This window comes from Jatrophihabitans sp. YIM 134969 (assembly GCF_054456675.1).
On record NZ_JBTJEQ010000051.1, the window covers coordinates 16,092 to 32,777 of the forward strand.

The window sequence follows — 16,686 nt, forward strand, 5'->3', positions numbered from 1 at the left end:
GTGCGCTTCTTCTTCGACACCGAGTTCATCGAGGACGGCCGCACGATCGACCTGGTGTCGATCGGCGTCGTCGACGAGGACGGTCGCGAGTTCTACGCCGTGTCGACCGACTTCGACCCCGCGCGTGCGATCCCGTGGGTGCGCGAGCACGTCCTCGACCAGCTGCCGTCGCCGGCCGACCGCGCGTGGCGCTCGCGCGAGCGCATCCGCGACGACCTGCTGGAGTTCCTCACCGCGTCGGCCGCGGCGCGTGGCGGGCCCCGCGAACCGATCGAGCTCTGGGCGTGGGTGGCGGCGTACGACCACGTCGCGCTCGTCCAGCTCTGGGGCGACATGCGCGGGCTGCCGCGCGCGATCCCGCGGTTCACCCACGAGCTCAAGCAGCGCTGGGAGGACCGCGGCTGCCCGGCGCTGCCCCCGGCCCCGGCCGACGCCCACGACGCGCTGGCCGACGCCCGCTTCAACCTGGTCCGGTGGCAGGCCATCGAGGCGGTCGTCCCCACACCCGGAGCCCCGTCCACCTAGGCTCACGGCCATGCGCATCGGAGTGCTGACCGGCGGCGGCGACTGCCCCGGTCTCAACGCGGTCATCCGAGCTGTCGTCCGCAAGGGCGTCGGCGTCTACGGCTACGAGTTCCTGGGTTTCCGGGACGGCTGGAAGGGGCCGCTCGAGAACCTCACGATGCCCCTCGGCGTCCCGGAGGTGCGGGGGATCCTGCCGCGCGGCGGGACGATCCTCGGGTCCTCACGGACCAACCCGTTCAAGGTCGACGGCGGGGTCGAGCGCATCGAGGCCAACCTGCACGAACTCGGGGTCGACGCCCTGGTGGCGATCGGCGGCGAGGACACGCTCGGCGTGGCGACCCGCCTGGCCGAGCACGGCGTGCACGTCGTCGGCGTGCCGAAGACGATCGACAACGACCTCAACGCCACCGACTACACCTTCGGGTTCGACACCGCGCTCAACATCGCCACCGAGGCCATCGACCGGTTGCACACCACCGCCGAGTCGCACCACCGCGCGCTCATCGTCGAGGTCATGGGCCGGCACGCCGGCTGGATCGCGCTGGAGTCCGGCATCGCCGGCGGCGCCAACGTCATCCTCATCCCCGAGCAGCCGTTCTCGGTCGAGCGTGTGTGCGCCTACGTGGAGAGCCGCTTCGCCTCGCACTACGCGCCGATCATCGTGGTGGCGGAGGGGGCGAAGCCCGACGAGGGCTCGAACGTCACCCGCAACCAGGACCTCGACGCGTTCGGGCACGTGCAGCTGGGCGGCATCGGCGACTGGCTCGGCAAGCAGATCGAGCAGCGCACCGGCAAGGAGGCCCGCACCACGGTGCTCGGCCACATCCAGCGCGGCGGCACGCCCACGGCCTTCGACCGCAACCTCGCCACCCGCTTCGGCCTGCACGCCATCGACGCCGTCCACGAGCAGGACTGGGGCAAGATGGTCGCCCTCCACGGCACGGCCATCGAGCGGGTCCCGTTCGCCGAGGCGACCGCGACGCTCAAGACCGTGCCGCCGGAGCGCTACGCCGAGGCCGAGGTCTTCTTCGGCTGACGGTCTTCTTCGGCTGACGGTCTGCTCCGGCGGACGGCCCGACCGGCGTCAGGCCCCGGTGGGGCCGGCGCCGGCGTCGTGCAGCTGCGCCACCTCGCCGGCCGACAGCGCGCGGTTGAACACCCGCACGTCGTCGACGGTGCCGTCGAGGTAGTCGACCGGCTCGCCGTTGTACCGGCCGCGACCCACGGCGAGCGGGCCGTCGGCGACGTCGGCGTTGCCGAGCACCGAGGTCTGGGCCGCCGGCGAGCCGTCGACGTACAGCGTCAACGTCGACGCGACGACGTCACGCACCCCGACCAGGTGGTACCACCGGCCCGGCACCGGTTGCCCGACGTCCGTGGCGACCGCCCGGACCCCGACGAAGCTGAACGCCCAGCGGTGGTCCGCGCCCGAGTACTGCAGGAAGAACGCGCTGTTGGTCGCGGCGTCCTCGCTGACGACGGTCTGGAACCCGTCACCGGCGGCGTCGAGCCGCACCCACGCCGACACGCTGTAGTTGCGCCGGTCGGTCGCGACCACCCGGCTCTGGGTGGCCGCGAACTGGCCGTCGCCGTTCAAGGCCAGGGCGCTCCCGGACAACCCGGTCGTCCACGACGCCCCGTTCTGCAGCGTGAGCGGGTGGCTCCCGGCCGAGTCGGCGGCGGTGGTGCCGCTGCCCTCGTCGAACTGCCACTGGCCCACGCCTCCGAGGCCGGGCCGGCCCGCCGGCGGCGCGGGCGTCCTCGCGGCGCCCGCGGCGATGGTCTGCAGGTTGATGGCACGCACCCTGGCCTCGTCGACCTTCTCCACCTGCCGGTCGTAGGTGAACAGGCCGTTGAGCTCGTTCTCGACGTCGGTGATCTGCGTGTAGACACTGCCGGACAGCCCGTACGGGGCGCCCTGGTCCCGCAGGACCTTCGTGTTGGCGACGTAGCCCGCGTTGAGAGCCGCCCGGTCGGGCACGGCACCGTAGGGGTTGAGGGAGGCACCGGGCCAGGTGTGACCCTCGACCGGCAGCGTCAACCCGCCGTGCTCGCCGTCCATCGACGCCCGGGTGGCGTCGGGCGCCGGCAGCGCCGGTCCCTGGTAGACGTGCCAGTCGAGGACGTCGCCCGTGCCGGGGTCACCGGGGGTGTCGCAGCAGTTGGACCCGCTGCGTTCGTCGACCAACCGGGTCGGGTCCTGGGTCTTGACCTGACGCCCGACCTCGGTCGCCGCCTCGACGCTCCACTGGCCCCACCCCTCGTTGAAGGGGACCCAGCCGATGATCGAGGTGACGCCCTGCAACTGGGTCTCGATCCGGGACAACTCGTCTCGGAAGTTGGCCTTGTCGCCGGTGGTGAGCGAGGAGTTGCGGCCGGTGGGCAGCGCCGGCATGTCCTGCCACACCATCATCCCGAGCTTGTCGGCCCAGTAGTACCAGCGGGCGGGTTCCACCTTGATGTGCTTGCGGATCGTGTTGAAGCCCAGGTCCTTGGTCTTCCGGATGTCGAACTTCAAGGCAGCGTCGGTGGGCGCGGTGTAGACGCCGTCCGGCCAGTAACCCTGGTCGAGCGTGCCGAGCAGGAACGTGGCCTTGCCGTTGAGCACGATGCGCTGTTTGCCGTTCACCTGCGCGATCTCGATCGAGCGCAGCCCCGCGTAGCTCTCGACGGTGTCGGTGCCGTTCGGGCCGGTCAGCGTGGCCTTGATCGTGTAGAGGAACGGGTCGTCGGGCGACCACAGGTGCGGGTTCGGCACCTTGAGGGCGAGCGGGACGCCCGCAGCGCTCGAGGCGGTGGCGACCTGCCGCGTGCCGTCGAAGGCCTTGACGGTGACGCGGGAGCGGCCGGCGTCGCCGGCGATGGTCGGGGTGACGGTCAGGGTCGAGGCCGGGACGTTCGGGGTGGTCGTGAGCGTCGCGATGCTCGTCGCCGCCACCGGCTCCATCCACACCGTCTGCCAGATGCCCGAGGCCGCCGTGTAGAAGATCCCGCCCGGGTCGAGGCGCTGCTTGCCGACCGGGATCGTTGCACCGTCCACCGGTGAGTGGACGCCGACGAGGATCTCCTGTGGGCCGCGCGCGGTGAGGGCCGGCGTGATGTCCGCGCTGAAAGCGTCGTAGCCGCCGAGGTGCCGCGCGACCTGCTGGCCGTTGACCCACACCGTGGCGTCGTAGTTCACCGCGCCGAAGTTCAGGCGCACGTGGCGTCCGTCCGCCCGGTAGGCGGCGGGCACGGTGACCTGCCGCCGGTAGTACATGAAGTCGGAGTGGCGACGGACGCCCGACAGGGCCGACTCGACCGGGTAGGGGACCAGCACCCGGTCGGCGAGCGTGCGCCCGACCGGAGGCGGGGTGTAGCCGTCGCTCGCCGCGTACTGCCAGAGGCCGTTGAGGTTCGTCCACTGGGGGGAGGCCGCCGACGGGCGCGCGAGTTGGGGGCGCGGGTAGTCGGGCAGCGCGTTGTCCGGACCGACCTGGGTCGACCACGGTGTCGTCAGCGGCGCGGTCGAGCCGTCCCAGAGCTTCGGGGCGGCGGCCGCCGCGGGCGGGGTGAGCCCGGCGAGCGTGCCGGACGCGGCCACGGCCAGCGCGGCGGCACCGACGAGCAGGCGACGCCAGGACCGGCGCGACGAGCGGGGGAGCGGACGGGTCACGGTGTACCTCCGGGGGCGCCAGGACGGGGGTCGGCGCGCCGGGGCTCCGTGATCGCGGTGGGGACCACCGCACACGTCACGACGCCGGGACGGCACGACTCTGTGCGGAACTGAACATCTCCCACCACCGGAGTGTCAAGGCTTTCGTCCCTTTCGCCGGGTTCCGCCGCTAGCGCCGACGTTCGGTCGGGCGGGTCTCGGGCGCTCCGGCCGGGACTGAGGGCCGCGTTCCTCGTGCACTGCTCCGACGCGTGGGGGCAGAGCACGACGAACCCGGGGAGGGTGCGCGCGTGGACGGGTGACGCCGGGGGCTCGCTGGGTACGGCTGACGTACGTGACCAACGAACTGCAGGGCAAGAAGATCGCGTTCCTCATCGCCAACAGCGGGGTCGAGCAGGTGGAGCTGACGACGCCGTGGCAGGCGGTGACCGACGCCGGCGGCCAGCCGGTGCTCGTCGCACCGGAGTCCGGGAAGGCGCAGGCGTTCCACGAGGACGTCAACGCGGCCGACACCTTCGACGTCGACGTCACGGTGGCCGAGGCCGACCCGTCGGAGTACGCAGCGCTGGTGCTGCCGGGCGGCACCACCAACCCCGACAAGCTGCGGACGGACCCCCAGGCGGTGGCGTTCGCGACCGCGTTCGTCGACGCCGGCAAACCGGTCGCGGCGATCTGCCACGGGCCGTGGACGCTCGTCGAGGCCGGGGTGCTGGAGGGCAAGACGCTCACCAGCTGGCCCAGCCTGCACACCGACATCGTCAACGCCGGCGCGCACGAGTGGGTCGACCAGGAGGTGGTGGTCAGCCCGGAGAACGGGTGGACGCTGGTCACCAGCCGCAACCCCGACGACCTCGACGCCTTCAGCAGCACCCTGGTCGAGCAGTTCGCCCGGGCCTGAGCGACGGGCGCGGCACCCCGCGCGCCCGGGAACCGGGCGGTCGGGCGCGGCTATCCTCGACAGGTGACCGCGCTCGATCCCCTGCCTGATCTGCTGTCCGGTGTGACACCGTCGGTGTCCGCCGCCGACCTCGGGCTCGACGCGTGGCGGGAGCTGCCTGCGGCGCAGCAGCCGGCCTGGCCCGACCGCGACGCCCTCGCGCGGGTCTCGGCCGAACTCGCCGGCAAGCCGCCGCTGGTGGTCGCGAGCGAGGTCGAGACCCTCAAGGCGCGGCTCGCGAGCGTCGCCCGCGGCGAGGCGTTCCTGCTGCAGGGCGGCGACTGCGCCGAGACCTTCGCGACCAGCTCGCAGGCCGACATCGCCGGCAAGGTGCGGGTGCTGCTGCAGATGGCCGTGGTGTTGACCTACGGCGCGTCGATGCCGGTGATCAAGGTCGGCCGCATCGCCGGGCAGTACGCGAAGCCGCGCAGCTCCGACAAGGACGCGAGCGGCCTGTTCTCCTACCGCGGCGACATGGTCAACGACCTGGCCGGCGACGAGGCGTCGCGCACCCCCGACCCCGAGCGGATCCTTCGGGCCTACCACTCGGCTGCGGCCACCTTGAACCTCATGCGGGCCTACGCCGGCGGCGGGCTCGCGGCGCTGGACCGCGTCCACGCCTGGAACGCCGCCTTCGCGCGCTCGACCCACACCGGCGCCCGCTACGAGCAGCTGGCGTCGGAGATCGACACCGCCGTGCGGTTCATGCGCGCGTGCGGGGTCGACGACGACGCCCTGCGCTCGGTCGAGCTCTTCAGCTCGCACGAGGCGCTGATCCTCGACTACGAGCGGGCGCTGACCCGCATCGAGGACGGCACGGCGTACGACCTGTCCGGCCACTTCGTGTGGGTCGGCGAGCGCACCCGGCAGGCCGACGGCGCCCACCTGGACTTCATCAGCCGCATCGCCAACCCGATCGGCGTGAAGCTCGGCCCCACCACCACGCCGGAGTTCGCGGCCGAACTGGTGGAGCGACTCGACCCCGACAACGTCCCCGGCCGGCTGACCCTCATCAGCCGGATGGGCAACAAGCGGGTGCGTGACGCCCTCGCCCCGCTCGTCGAGAAGGTCGCCTCGACCGGGCACCTCGTGGTGTGGCAGTGCGACCCGATGCACGGCAACACCGAGGAGACGGTCGACGGCATCAAGACCCGTCACCTCGACCGCATCATCGACGAGGTCGACGGCTTCTTCGACGTGCACGAGGCGCTGGGCACCCACCCGGGCGGCCTGCACGTCGAGCTCACCGGCGACGACGTCACCGAGTGCATCGGCGGCACCCAGGACCTCACCGCGGCCGACCTCGGCCTGCGGTACGAGACGGCCTGCGACCCCCGCCTCAACATCGAGCAGAGCCTGGAGCTGGCGTTCCAGGTGGCCGAGCGGCTCAAGGCCGACCGGCGGCGCAGCGAGCTGCTGGCCATGCTCGACTCCGAGCCCACGTCGTGACTGACGACCTGCGGTCGGCGGCGCCGGTGGTCGACCTACGCAGCGACACCGTGACCCGGCCGACGGTCGCGATGCGCGAGGCCATGGCGACGGCCGAGGTCGGCGACGACGTCTACGGCGAGGACCCGGAGGTCAACGCCCTCGAGGCCGAGGTCGCCGCGTTGCTCGGCCACGAGGCGGGTCTGTTCGCCCCGAGCGGGTCGCTCGCGAACCAGCTCGGCCTGCGCTCGCTGGTCGCGCCCGGCCAGGAGCTGCTCTGCGACGTCCAGGCCCACGTGGCCCGCGCCGAACTCGGCCACGCCGCCGTGTTCTCCGGCATCACCACCCGCACCTGGCCCTCGACCGACGGCCGGGTCGACGTCGAGGCCGTCCGGGCCATCGTCTCGCCCGACGCCGGGCCGTACCTGGTCTCGACCGCCGCGATCGCGCTCGAGAACACCCACAACTTCGGTGGTGGCACCGTGCAACGGTCGGCCGACGTGGCCGCGGTGCAACGGTTGGCGAAGGAGAACGGGCTCGGCCTGCACCTCGACGGCGCCCGGTTGTGGAACGCGCACGTCGCCACCGGCACACCGCTCGCCGAACTCGCCGCCGGTTTCGACACCGTGTCCGTGTGCCTGTCCAAGGGGCTCGGCGCACCGGTCGGCTCGGTCCTGGTCTCGACCGCCGACCGCATCGCCGAGGCGCGGGTCTGGCGCAAGCGGTACGGCGCCGGCATGCGGCAGGTCGGCATCCTCGCGGCGGCCGGGCGGTACGCGGTCGAGCACCACCTCGAGCGGCTGGCCCACGACCACGTCCGCGCGCGGCGCATCGCGGTTGCACTGGGCATCGATCCCGCGACGGTCGACACCAACATCGTGGTGGTCCACGCCGACGACGCCCCCACGGTCGCGGCCAAGGCCCGCGCCGAGGGCGTGTACGTCAGTGCGCTCGGGCCGCGGTTCCTCCGTCTGGTCACCCACCTCGACGTCGACGACGACGCCGTGGACCGCGCGATCGCGGTGCTCACCCCCCTCGTCCGGGCCTGACCGACCCGGCGGTGCCTGAGATGTCCGGTACCGGACAGATCGGGGTAGGGGTTCGACATGAGCCCGAACGACGACAACCGCGGTGAGCCCGACAGTCCCACCGACCTGGACAAGCCCTCGCTGCTCGCCACCGCGAAGCGGGCGGGCGGTCAGTTCAAGCACGACAACCTCACCGATCTCGCGGCCGGGCTGACGTACTACGCCGTCCTGTCGATCTTCCCGGGTGTGCTCGTGCTGGTCGCCATCATCGGTCTGCTCGGCAAGGACACCGCCCAGAAGACCGAGGACCAGGTCACGTCGATCGCGCCGAGCGGTGTCGACAACATCGTGACCCAGGTGTTCCAGCAGGCGCAGAGCAACAGTGGGCTCGCGAGCGTCACCGCGATCATCGGCGTGCTGCTGGCGCTGTGGTCGGCGTCGGGCTACGTCGCGGGCTTCATGCGCGCCAGCAACGTCATCTACGGCATCGGCGAGGGCCGGCCGATCTGGAAGACGCTGCCGGTCCGGCTCGGCGTCACCGTGCTCGCCGTCGTCCTGCTGACCGTCGGGGCCTTCATCGTCGTCAGCACCGGGCCGGTGGCCGAGACCATCGGCAACGCCATCGGCCTCGGCGACACCGCCGTCACCGTCTGGGACATCGTCAAGTGGCCGATCCTGCTGCTGCTGGTCTCGGTGATCCTCGCCGTCCTGTACTGGGCCGCCCCGAACGCCAAGCAGGCCGGCGTGAAGTGGGTGAGCCCCGGCGGCGTGATCGCGGTCGTGCTGTGGCTGTTGGCCTCGGGTCTGTTCGCGCTCTACCTGGCCTTCTTCGCCAACTACAACAAGACCTACGGCTCGCTCGCAGCGGTGATCGTCTTCCTCGTGTGGTTGTGGATCACGAACATCGCGATCCTGTTCGGCGCCGAGGTCAACGCCGAACTGGACCACCAGAAGGCCATCGAGGGCGGCCTGCCCGAGGACGTCCAGCCGTTCGCCGAGCCTCGCGACACCCGCAAGCTCGACCCCGAGCAGACGGCCGACGTCGAGCGGGCGCAGGCGGCGCGGCGCAGCTGACCCGCCCGACCTAGGGTCGAACCCATGGACTTCCGCATCTTCACCGAACCCCAGCAGGGGGCGTCGTACGCCGACCTGCTGGGCGTCGCCCGGGCCACCCGCGAGCACGGGTTCTCCGCGTTCTTCCGTTCCGACCACCTCGTGCGGATGGGCGACGGCGACGCCCGGCCGGGCCCGTCGGACTCGTGGGTGACCCTGGCGGCGATCGCGGCGCAGGTGCCCGACATCCGGCTCGGCACGCTGGTCACCTCGGCGACGTTCCGGCACCCGTCGATGCTCGCCATGGCCGTGGCGAACGTCGACGACATCTCGGGTGGCCGGGCCGAGTTGGGTCTGGGCGCTGGGTGGTTCGCGTCGGAGCACACGGCGTACGGCATCGACTTCGGGGCGTCGTTCGGCGAGCGGTTCACCAAGCTCACCGAGCAGCTCGAGGTGATCACCGGGCTGTGGGACACCCCGGTGGGGGAGACGTTCGACCACCGTGGCGAGGTCTACACGCTGGAGGACTCGCCCGCGCTGCCCAAGCCGGTCCAGACCGGGCGCACGGGGACCCCGCGGGTGCCGATCGTCATCGGCGGCAAGGGCCCGACCAAGACCCCGGCGCTCGCGGCCCGGTTCGCCGACGAGTTCAACGTCCCGTTCGACACCCTCGAGACCGTGACGGCCCAGTTCGACCGGGTGCGGGCGGCGTGCCGCGCGATCGACCGCGATCCCGGGACCATGGCCTGGTCGGCGGCGCAGGTGGCGGTGGTCGGGTCCGACGAGGCCGAGTTCGCGCGGCGGGCCGCGGCGATCGGACGCGAACCCGCCGAGCTCCGGGAGACCAGCGCGGCCGCCGGCACCGTCGACGAGGTGGTCGACAAGCTCGGGCGGTGGGGCGAGGCCGGGGTGCAGCGCATGTACCTGCAGGTGCTCGACCTCGCCGACCTCGACCACCTCGCGCTCATGGGCGAGAGCGTCCGGGGTGCGCTCGCCGGCGCCTGACCCGGCCGGGGTGGCCGGGTCCGCCGGTGGCGCGAGCGTGTGGTGGGTAGGGCACCGGCATGAGGTTCTACGCGCAGACGCCCGTCCGGCTCACCCGTCAGGTCGCGGGCGACCTCGCCGTGCTCGCCTGGGTCGTCGTCTGGATCCTGGTCGCCCGCGCCGTCCACGGTGCCGTCATGACGCTCGCGGTGGCCGGCAAGAAGGTGGAGGACGCCGGGAACTCGCTGTCGTCGTCGTTCGCCGACGCCGCGGACGGGGCCGGGAAGGTGCCGCTCGCCGGGGACGCGCTCGCCACCCCGTTCGAGAAGGCGCGGGACGCGGCGAACGGGGTCGCCGCGGCCGGCGTCTCGCAGCAGGACGCGGTGGCCAAGGTGGCGCTGATCCTCGCGGTGCTGGTGGCGCTGGTGCCGATCACCTGGTTGCTGGTCAAGTGGCTGCCGGGGCGCGTGCGGTGGGTCGTTTCCGCGACGGCGGCCGCGCGCACCCGCGACCGCGGCGACGCGCCGCTGTTGGCGCTGCGCGCGCTCGCGCACCGTCCGGTGGGGCAGCTGCACCGGGTCGATCCCTCGCCCGGCACGGCGTTCCTCCGCGGTGACCGGCCGGTGATCGACGGCCTGGCGGCGATCGAACTCGCGGCCCTGGGGCTACGACCGCCCGGCCCGGTGGCGACGCGAACATGAGGGGAGTTGACCCCGGCTGCTGAACGTGTTCAGCTTCTTCCGCGGTCCTTGTCGAGACCACGGCGTATCCCCACCCGACCGCAGGAGTTCCCGGTGCCCACCTCTCGTCGTGCGTTCCTGTCCGGTCTCGCCGGCGCCTCCGGCCTCGCGGCGCTGACCGCGTGCTCGTCGGTGCGCTCGGGTGTCAACGGCACCAGCGAGACCACGGGCAGCACCGAGGAGGTCGGCAGCAAGGCCGATCTCGGCCCGCAGACCGGCGAGCTGACGTTCGCCTTCTGGGGTGGCAGCACCGGGGAGACCGCCGGGTTCCAGAACGCGAAGGACAAGTTCGAGGCGGCGAACCCGGGGGCGAAGATCACCCTCAAGACCGTGCCCTACGACGGTTTCTTCGCCGGGATCGACCGGGGCCTGCAGTCCAACACCGCGCCGGACGTCTTCCGGGTCGACTACACCACCATCGGCAAGTACAGCAGCAAGAACGTCCTTCTCGACATGACGCCCTACTTCACCGACGACGAGGTCAGCGCGTTCCTGCCGGCACTGTGGGAGGGCATCAAGTTCTCCGGCGTGCCCTACGGCGTGCCGCACCAGACCGACACCTCGTGCATCGTCTACGACAAGGACATCCTGGCCTCGGTCGGCGTCACCACCGTCCCGGACTCGCTCGAGAACGCGTGGACGTGGGAGGAGTTCGGCGACATCGCCGGTAAGCTGCGCTCGAAGCTGCCCGCGACCAAGTTCCCCTTCGCCTACAACTGGACCCAGGCGGGCGCGTACCGCTGGCTGTCCTGGCACTACGAGGCGGGCGGCACCGTCCTGAACGAGGACCTGAACAAGTCGGCGTTCGACTCCGAGGCCGCGACCAAGGCCCTGGACTTCACGAAGTCGTTCTTCGCGAACAAGTGGGTGCCGAACACGAACACGGTCAAGACGTCGAAGTACTCCGACGACTTCTTCCGCAGCGGCCTGGTCGCGATGACGTTCGTCGGGGACTTCCTCGTGCCGGCGCTCGCCGACCCGAAGTCCGGCTACAAGGGTCAGTGGGCGGCGACCTACCTGCCGCGCGACAAGGGAGCGGCGGCCGACCTCGGCGGCAACGCGATCGTGGCGCGCAAGGACACCAAGAACCCCGATCTCGCCGCGGCGTTCCTGAAGTTCCTCGTGGCCGAGGACCAGATGAAGTACTTCTGCGAGCAGGCCATCGAACTGCCGACCCTGAAGTCGCTGGCCACGGCCGACCTGCAGTACGCCTCACGTCCGGACGTCGTGAAGGTCTGCGCGGAGCAGGCCTCGACCATCTCGGACACCATCGTGCGGGAGTCGACGGTCTCGGCGTTCAACACCATCAACTCGGCGCTGCAGGACCAACTGGAGCAGGCGTTCACCGGAACCGACACCGCCAAGGTCGTGAGCGGCATCGACACCGCCATCAACCAGGCCGTCGGCGGTTGAGAACCCACCGGTGACCACCGTCGAGGAGGGCCTCGCCGTCCCGCGCGGCCGCGCCGACGAGACCTTCGCGCCCGACCCGCGTCACAACCGGTCCCTGCGCGGCCGGGCGAGCACGCTCGCGGCGATGACGTTCCTCGGCCCGAACCTGGTGATGGTGCTGGTCTTCCTCATCATCCCGCTCGGCTGGGCCTTCGTCCTGAGCTTCCAGAAGGTCGAGTCGCTCGGGCCGTCGCTCTACGCCGGCGTCAACAACTACGTCGACCTGTTCCAGGACTCGACGTTCTACCGGACGCTGTTCAACACCGTCGTGTTCACGCTGGGAACGGTCCCGGTGGGGATGGCGATCGGCCTGGGCATCGCGGTGCTGCTCAACGGCGTACTGCCCGGCCGGGTGTTGTTCCGTTCGATCATCTTCCTGCCGCTGGTGATCTCCGGGGTGTCGACCGGCCTGCTCGGCGCGTGGATGTTCGACCAGTACAACGGGTTCGTCAACAAGTTCCTGGACATCCTGCACATCACCGGGCCGGCGTGGCAGAGCAACGGCAGCTGGGCCATGACCTCGGTCATCCTCATGACGCTGTGGCAGCGGATCGGCTTCGACATGCTGATCTACCTCGCCGGACTGCAGGCGTTGCCCGTCGACGTGCTGGAGGCGGCCACCATCGACGGCGCCTCGCCGTGGCAGCGGTTCCGCACCGTGGTGCTGCCGCTGCTGGGGCCGTCGACGTTCTTCCTGCTGATCATGAACCTCATCTACTCGTTCCAGGTGTTCGACACCGTGTACGCCATGACGGCGGGCGGCCCGAACTACTCGACGACCTTCCTGGTGACCTACGCCTACCGCACGGGTTTCGACGAGAAGGGCCCGGGCGAACTCGGTTACGCCGCGACGGTCGGCGTGGTGATCTTCCTCGTGACGCTGTTGATCACGACGGCCCAGTGGCGCAGCAGCAAGAACCGCGACCAGGTCGCGTGAGGAGCCCATCGTGACCACCGTGGCCGCACCACCCACCGCCGACGACCAGCGCGTCGTGGTGACGCCCGAACGGGCGAAGTACCTGCGCAAACGCCGCCGCGGCCGCTTCTTCGGCCTGCGGGTCGCGCTCGCGGTTGTCATCACCGTGGTGATGTTCTTCCCGTTCTACTGGATGCTGGTGACCGCCTTCTCCGACAAGGGCGACGTCTACTCGCCCGGGCTGCACTGGTGGCCGGAGCACTTCACCTTCGACAACTTCACCGTGCCGATCCGCGAGTTCCCGGTGTGGACGTGGATGCGGAACTCGTTCGTCATCACCCTGGCCGTCACGGTCATCTCGGTGGTGCTGAACCTGCTGGCCGGCTACGCCTTCGCCAAGCTGCCGTTCCGGGGCCGCAACGCGGTGTTCCTGCTGCTGCTGTCGACCATGATGATCCCGATCCAAGCGATCATGGTGCCGCTGTTCAAGCTGACGATCCAGCTGCACCTGTTCGGCACGATCTGGGCCGTGATCCTGCCCGAGGCGGCGGCGGCGTTCGGCATCTTCCTGGCCCGGCAGTTCTTCCTCGCCATCCCCGACGAACTGCTCGAAGCCGCGAGGGTCGACGGCGCCGGTCAGTTCCGCACGTTCCGCAGCATCGTGCTGCCGCTGTCGAAGCCGCTCATCGCGGTGCTGACGCTGCTGTCGTTCATGAGCGAGTGGAACGCGTTCGCGTGGCCGCTGGTCGCGTTGTTCAGCAGCCAGGACCTGTTCACCCTGCCGCTCGGCCTCAACACCGACCTCAAGGGTCAGTACGTGGCCAACTACGGCGCGATCATGGCGGTGTCGATCATCGCCGTGCTGCCGATGGTGATCCTGTTCCTCGCGTTCCAGCGTTACTTCGTGCAGGGCCTCGCGCGCAGCGGCATCAAGTAGGCGAGCTCACCGGGCGATGCGCTGGATCATCGTGTTGCTGACGACGTAGCGGATCCCGGCGTCACGCACCGCGCGGTCGTGGCCCGCGCTCGCGCCGTACGGGGTGCCGCCCATCCAGGCGAAGGCCGCCCCGGCCCGGCCGTCGGTGTGCTGCTGCAGCAACCGCCAGGGCTCCCGGACCTCACGGTCCAGGTCGGCGTCGGTGACGGTCTCCGCGATGCCGTCGTGGGAGGCGGTGTGCGGGAAGACGACGTGGTCGCGACTGAGTCCGGCGATCTCGTCCCACGTCATCGCGAGCCGGCGACCGTCGGTCTCCTCGGGGGAGATGGCGATGAAGTGGGACCGGGCGAAGGCCTCCTGCTCGGCCACCGGGCACTGCACGAACCCGGTGCAGACGGCGAACCACCCGGGCACGCCGAGTTCGGCGAGCACCGGGGCGGCCACCGCCGCGTGGTCGGCGTAACCCTCGTAGAACACGGCCAGGAACCGCGGTCGGGCGTCGGGCCAGCGCCCGCCCGCCGCGAAGAACGCGTCGAGGTCGGCGAGGTCGGCCGCCACGGCCCGGGCGGTCCAGCGGCGCAACGTCTCGCGCAGCGCGTCCGCCCGGCCCGCAGGGGTGGTGTGGAAGTTGACGACCCGCAGGCCGCGGCCCGCGGCGATCGCCGCCCGGTGCGCGGTCCAGCCCGGCAGGGTCACGCGTCCTCCTGCTGGTCGTCGAGCCAGCCCGCGGTGGCCAGCAACGTGGCGGTGACGCCCAGGTCGTCGTCGCGGCGGGTGGGGAGCAGGTCCGCGCGGAGACGGTCGAGGGTGGCGACGAGTGCGGCGTCGTCCGGGGAGGGAACCCCGCCCGGATCGGGGGTTTCCCACTCGCCGGTCTCGTCGACCAGTGCGAGCACCATGGGGATGCCCTCCTGCCCGAAGTCGCGGTCCTGCGAGCGGCGCAGGGCGTCCAGCGAGTTCACGGGGCCTGTCGTCCGTTGCACGGCGTGGCGCCGGGGTTCGCGGTACAGCGGGTAGAGCGGCCCGACGACCCGCTCGACCGCGTCGGCGTCCAGCCAGACCGGCCCGCCCAGCCGCTCGGTGGCGGCGGCCGTGAGCCGGACGGGGAGCCGACCCGGGCGGTCGGGCTCGCCGCGGCCGACCAGGTCGTCGCCGCGCTCGAGCAGGCGGGTGGCCACCCGTTCGCCGATGCGCAGGTACGACATCGTCTCGACCTCCAGCCCCGGCGCGATCACCTTGGCGGCGCGGATGTTCCCGGGGCCGCCCTCGGGGGACACCACGACCAGGACGTCGAAGTCCGCGAGCCGGTCGAGCAGGTCGGTGAGCAACGCCGAAGGGTCCAGCGGTGGTGCACTGGGCAACGATCGGGGGTCGACGGTCGTCACCCGCTTGCCGAACACCGGCTCCAGCGCGCGGCGGGTCGTGGTGGCGTCCCACCCCGCCCACTCCCGCATCGCGGCCAGGGCGCGGGGCTCCTGCTCGCCGAGGGGACGCTGCAGTTCCTCGGCCAGGTAGTCCGGGTGCAACGATCGCGTCGTCTCCAGTGGACCGAACGCGAACACCCGTCGCGCGCGCGACGACGCGAACTCCAGCAGAGCCTTGCGGATCGCGACGTCGCGGTCGGGGTGCGCGGCCTCGCCGACGGCGCCGAGCGCCATCGGCGGGGCGTCGGGATCGGTGTCGTCGCCGGTGCAGTAGACGACGGGGACGAACTCGGTGGCGGCGAGCTTGACGACCGGTTCGATCCCGCGCGCGCGGAATCCCTCGACCAGCGCGCGGGTCTCGGGGTCGGTGCTGGCGTCGACGTCGACCACGACCCCCTGGTCGAGCGCGCGGAACGACACGGTGTCACCGTCGCGCTGCAGCAGTTCGAGCAGTCCGTGCCCGACGGCCCGGTCCGCGGTGTCGCCCGCGCCCAGGCCGTTGGTGATCGGGGTGACGAGCGGTCGGTCGGGTACGCCCACCGGGTCCGACGCCACGAACTCGACGGGCACCCAGACCTGCTCGCCGGTACGCCAGCGGGTGGTCGGCACCCAGTCGAGCGGGGCGGTCGGTGCGTAGTCGGACCCGGCCGGCAGGACGAGGGTGAGCGGGTCGGCGACGTGGTCGGCGCCGAGATCGTCGACCAGGTCGCGGTGGGAGGCGCGGCGGCGCGGCAGACCCCGCACGACCGGTGCGAGCACCACCCGTTCGGCGAGTTCGCCGAGCGCCCCGATGGTCGCGGCCTGCTCGGTGCTGCCGTAGCCCACGCCGTGGGCGTCGCTGCGGCCGTCGTCCCAGACCGTCGCCACCACGGGGATCCCGGTGCGGTCGTAGTCGGTCAGGGAGAACTCACGCAGTCGTCCACCGGACAGGGCGGAGCGGTAGGCGCGGGCGACGTCGTCCACCACCGGACCGTAACCGCCGACCGCGGTCCGGCGGCACCCGGAGGGGCTCGCACCGCTCGCACCCGTCCGTCAGGTCCGGGAGGTGAGGTCTGGGAGGTCAGGTCTGGGAGGTCAGCACGTCGATCTCGCAGCCGGGCGCGGTCGGGTCGAAGCCGTGTTCGGCGAGCCAGCGGATCGCGAGCAGGCTGCGCAACGACCACCAGCCCCGGACGGCCTCCCGGTCGACGCCCGCGCCGTAGCCCGCCAGGACGTCGTCGAGGTGCTCGCTGTGGCCGAGGGTCAGCGTGGCGAGATCGTGGTGGGCGTCGCCCGCCCCCGCCTCGGACCAGTCGAGGACCGCGGTGACGGCGTCGTCCTGCACGAAGACGTGGTCGACCTGCAGGTCGTCGTGGACGAACACCGGGGTGAACGGCTGCAGCGCCGCCTCGGCGATGTGCCGGTTGCGCCGGACGACGTCGGCGGGCAGGACGTCGTGGTCGAGCCGCCACACGCACTCGGCGTCGACCTCGGTACGCAGTCCGGCCCGGTCGTGGCGGGGCCACGGCGGCGGCGGGGTGTCGTGCAGCCGTCGGACCGCCGCACCGGTCGCTCTCCACGCCGCGGGCGGCGCGGTCGAGGGCCGCCCGAGCCGGCCGAGCGGGGCG

Annotated in this window: 15 protein-coding genes; 11 read left to right on the forward strand and 4 right to left on the reverse strand. The window is 71.7% G+C overall.

The genetic code is table 11. The features are described 5' to 3' along the window. Both ACXR2U_RS20280 and ACXR2U_RS20285 read left to right on the forward strand, forming a co-directional pair. Complete coding sequence (locus tag ACXR2U_RS20280) at positions 1–525, forward strand: polyadenylate-specific 3'-exoribonuclease AS (RefSeq protein ID WP_458826896.1); 525 nt, start codon at positions 1–3, stop codon at positions 523–525. A 10-nt stretch (positions 526–535) separates the two neighbouring features. Further along, positions 536–1,561: a 6-phosphofructokinase gene (locus ACXR2U_RS20285; protein ID WP_458826897.1), complete on the forward strand. Its 1,026-nt coding sequence runs from the start codon at positions 536–538 to the stop codon at positions 1,559–1,561. Between the two features lie 48 nt (positions 1,562–1,609). Here the strand turns inward: ACXR2U_RS20285 and ACXR2U_RS20290 are convergent, their stop codons facing one another. Beyond that, entirely contained in the window at positions 1,610–4,180 is a 2,571-nt protein-coding gene (locus ACXR2U_RS20290; protein ID WP_458826898.1) for a LamG-like jellyroll fold domain-containing protein, read from the reverse strand. Positions 4,181–4,514: 334 nt separating this feature from the next. On the opposite strand from ACXR2U_RS20290, the gene ACXR2U_RS20295 reads away from it, so the two are divergent. The 9 genes from ACXR2U_RS20295 (at position 4,515) to ACXR2U_RS20335 (ending at position 13,655) form a co-directional block, all read left to right on the forward strand. Beyond that, on the forward strand, positions 4,515–5,078 hold the full coding sequence (locus ACXR2U_RS20295) for a type 1 glutamine amidotransferase domain-containing protein (protein ID WP_458826899.1): 564 nt from the start codon (positions 4,515–4,517) through the stop codon (positions 5,076–5,078). Between the two features lie 63 nt (positions 5,079–5,141). Continuing rightward, positions 5,142–6,566, forward strand: coding sequence for a class II 3-deoxy-7-phosphoheptulonate synthase (locus tag ACXR2U_RS20300; RefSeq protein ID WP_458826900.1), 1,425 nt, complete (start codon positions 5,142–5,144; stop codon positions 6,564–6,566). A 71-nt stretch (positions 6,567–6,637) separates the two neighbouring features. Continuing rightward, entirely contained in the window at positions 6,638–7,594 is a 957-nt protein-coding gene (locus ACXR2U_RS20305; protein ID WP_458826912.1) for a threonine aldolase family protein, read from the forward strand. A gap of 57 nt (positions 7,595–7,651) precedes the next feature. Continuing rightward, complete coding sequence (locus tag ACXR2U_RS20310) at positions 7,652–8,647, forward strand: YihY/virulence factor BrkB family protein (RefSeq protein WP_458826901.1); 996 nt, start codon at positions 7,652–7,654, stop codon at positions 8,645–8,647. Between the two features lie 24 nt (positions 8,648–8,671). After that, positions 8,672–9,631 (forward strand): LLM class F420-dependent oxidoreductase, encoded by a 960-nt coding sequence (locus ACXR2U_RS20315; RefSeq protein WP_458826902.1) that lies wholly within the window; start codon positions 8,672–8,674, stop codon positions 9,629–9,631. 59 nt (positions 9,632–9,690) lie between these two features. Beyond that, positions 9,691–10,311 (forward strand): hypothetical protein, encoded by a 621-nt coding sequence (locus ACXR2U_RS20320; RefSeq protein WP_458826903.1) that lies wholly within the window; start codon positions 9,691–9,693, stop codon positions 10,309–10,311. Positions 10,312–10,404: 93 nt separating this feature from the next. Further along, positions 10,405–11,763: an ABC transporter substrate-binding protein gene (locus ACXR2U_RS20325; protein WP_458826904.1), complete on the forward strand. Its 1,359-nt coding sequence runs from the start codon at positions 10,405–10,407 to the stop codon at positions 11,761–11,763. Positions 11,764–11,773: 10 nt separating this feature from the next. Continuing rightward, positions 11,774–12,739: a carbohydrate ABC transporter permease gene (locus tag ACXR2U_RS20330; RefSeq protein WP_458826905.1), complete on the forward strand. Its 966-nt coding sequence runs from the start codon at positions 11,774–11,776 to the stop codon at positions 12,737–12,739. A gap of 10 nt (positions 12,740–12,749) precedes the next feature. Continuing rightward, positions 12,750–13,655, forward strand: a complete 906-nt coding sequence (locus ACXR2U_RS20335) for a carbohydrate ABC transporter permease (RefSeq protein ID WP_458826906.1) — start codon at positions 12,750–12,752, stop codon at positions 13,653–13,655. Positions 13,656–13,661: 6 nt separating this feature from the next. On the opposite strand, the gene ACXR2U_RS20340 is transcribed toward ACXR2U_RS20335, so the two are convergent. The 3 genes from ACXR2U_RS20340 to ACXR2U_RS20350 form a co-directional block, all read right to left on the reverse strand. Beyond that, entirely contained in the window at positions 13,662–14,351 is a 690-nt protein-coding gene (locus ACXR2U_RS20340) for a polysaccharide deacetylase family protein (protein WP_458826907.1), read from the reverse strand. Further along, positions 14,348–16,042: a YcaO-like family protein gene (locus ACXR2U_RS20345; protein WP_458826908.1), complete on the reverse strand. Its 1,695-nt coding sequence runs from the start codon at positions 16,040–16,042 to the stop codon at positions 14,348–14,350. Before ACXR2U_RS20345 ends, ACXR2U_RS20340 begins: the two co-directional genes overlap by 4 nt. A gap of 97 nt (positions 16,043–16,139) precedes the next feature. Beyond that, the coding region (locus ACXR2U_RS20350; RefSeq protein WP_458826909.1) for a phosphotransferase at positions 16,140–16,686 on the reverse strand (547 nt) is incomplete at its 5' end.

Coding starts and splice junctions, on each gene's coding strand:
- ACXR2U_RS20285 (WP_458826897.1), top strand. CDS start 536: ATGCGCATCGGAGTGCTGACCGGCGGCGGCGACTGCCCCGGTCTCAAC.
- ACXR2U_RS20305 (WP_458826912.1), top strand. CDS start 6,638: ATGCGCGAGGCCATGGCGACGGCCGAGGTCGGCGACGACGTCTACGGC.
- ACXR2U_RS20310 (WP_458826901.1), top strand. CDS start 7,652: ATGAGCCCGAACGACGACAACCGCGGTGAGCCCGACAGTCCCACCGAC.
- ACXR2U_RS20315 (WP_458826902.1), top strand. CDS start 8,672: ATGGACTTCCGCATCTTCACCGAACCCCAGCAGGGGGCGTCGTACGCC.
- ACXR2U_RS20320 (WP_458826903.1), top strand. CDS start 9,691: ATGAGGTTCTACGCGCAGACGCCCGTCCGGCTCACCCGTCAGGTCGCG.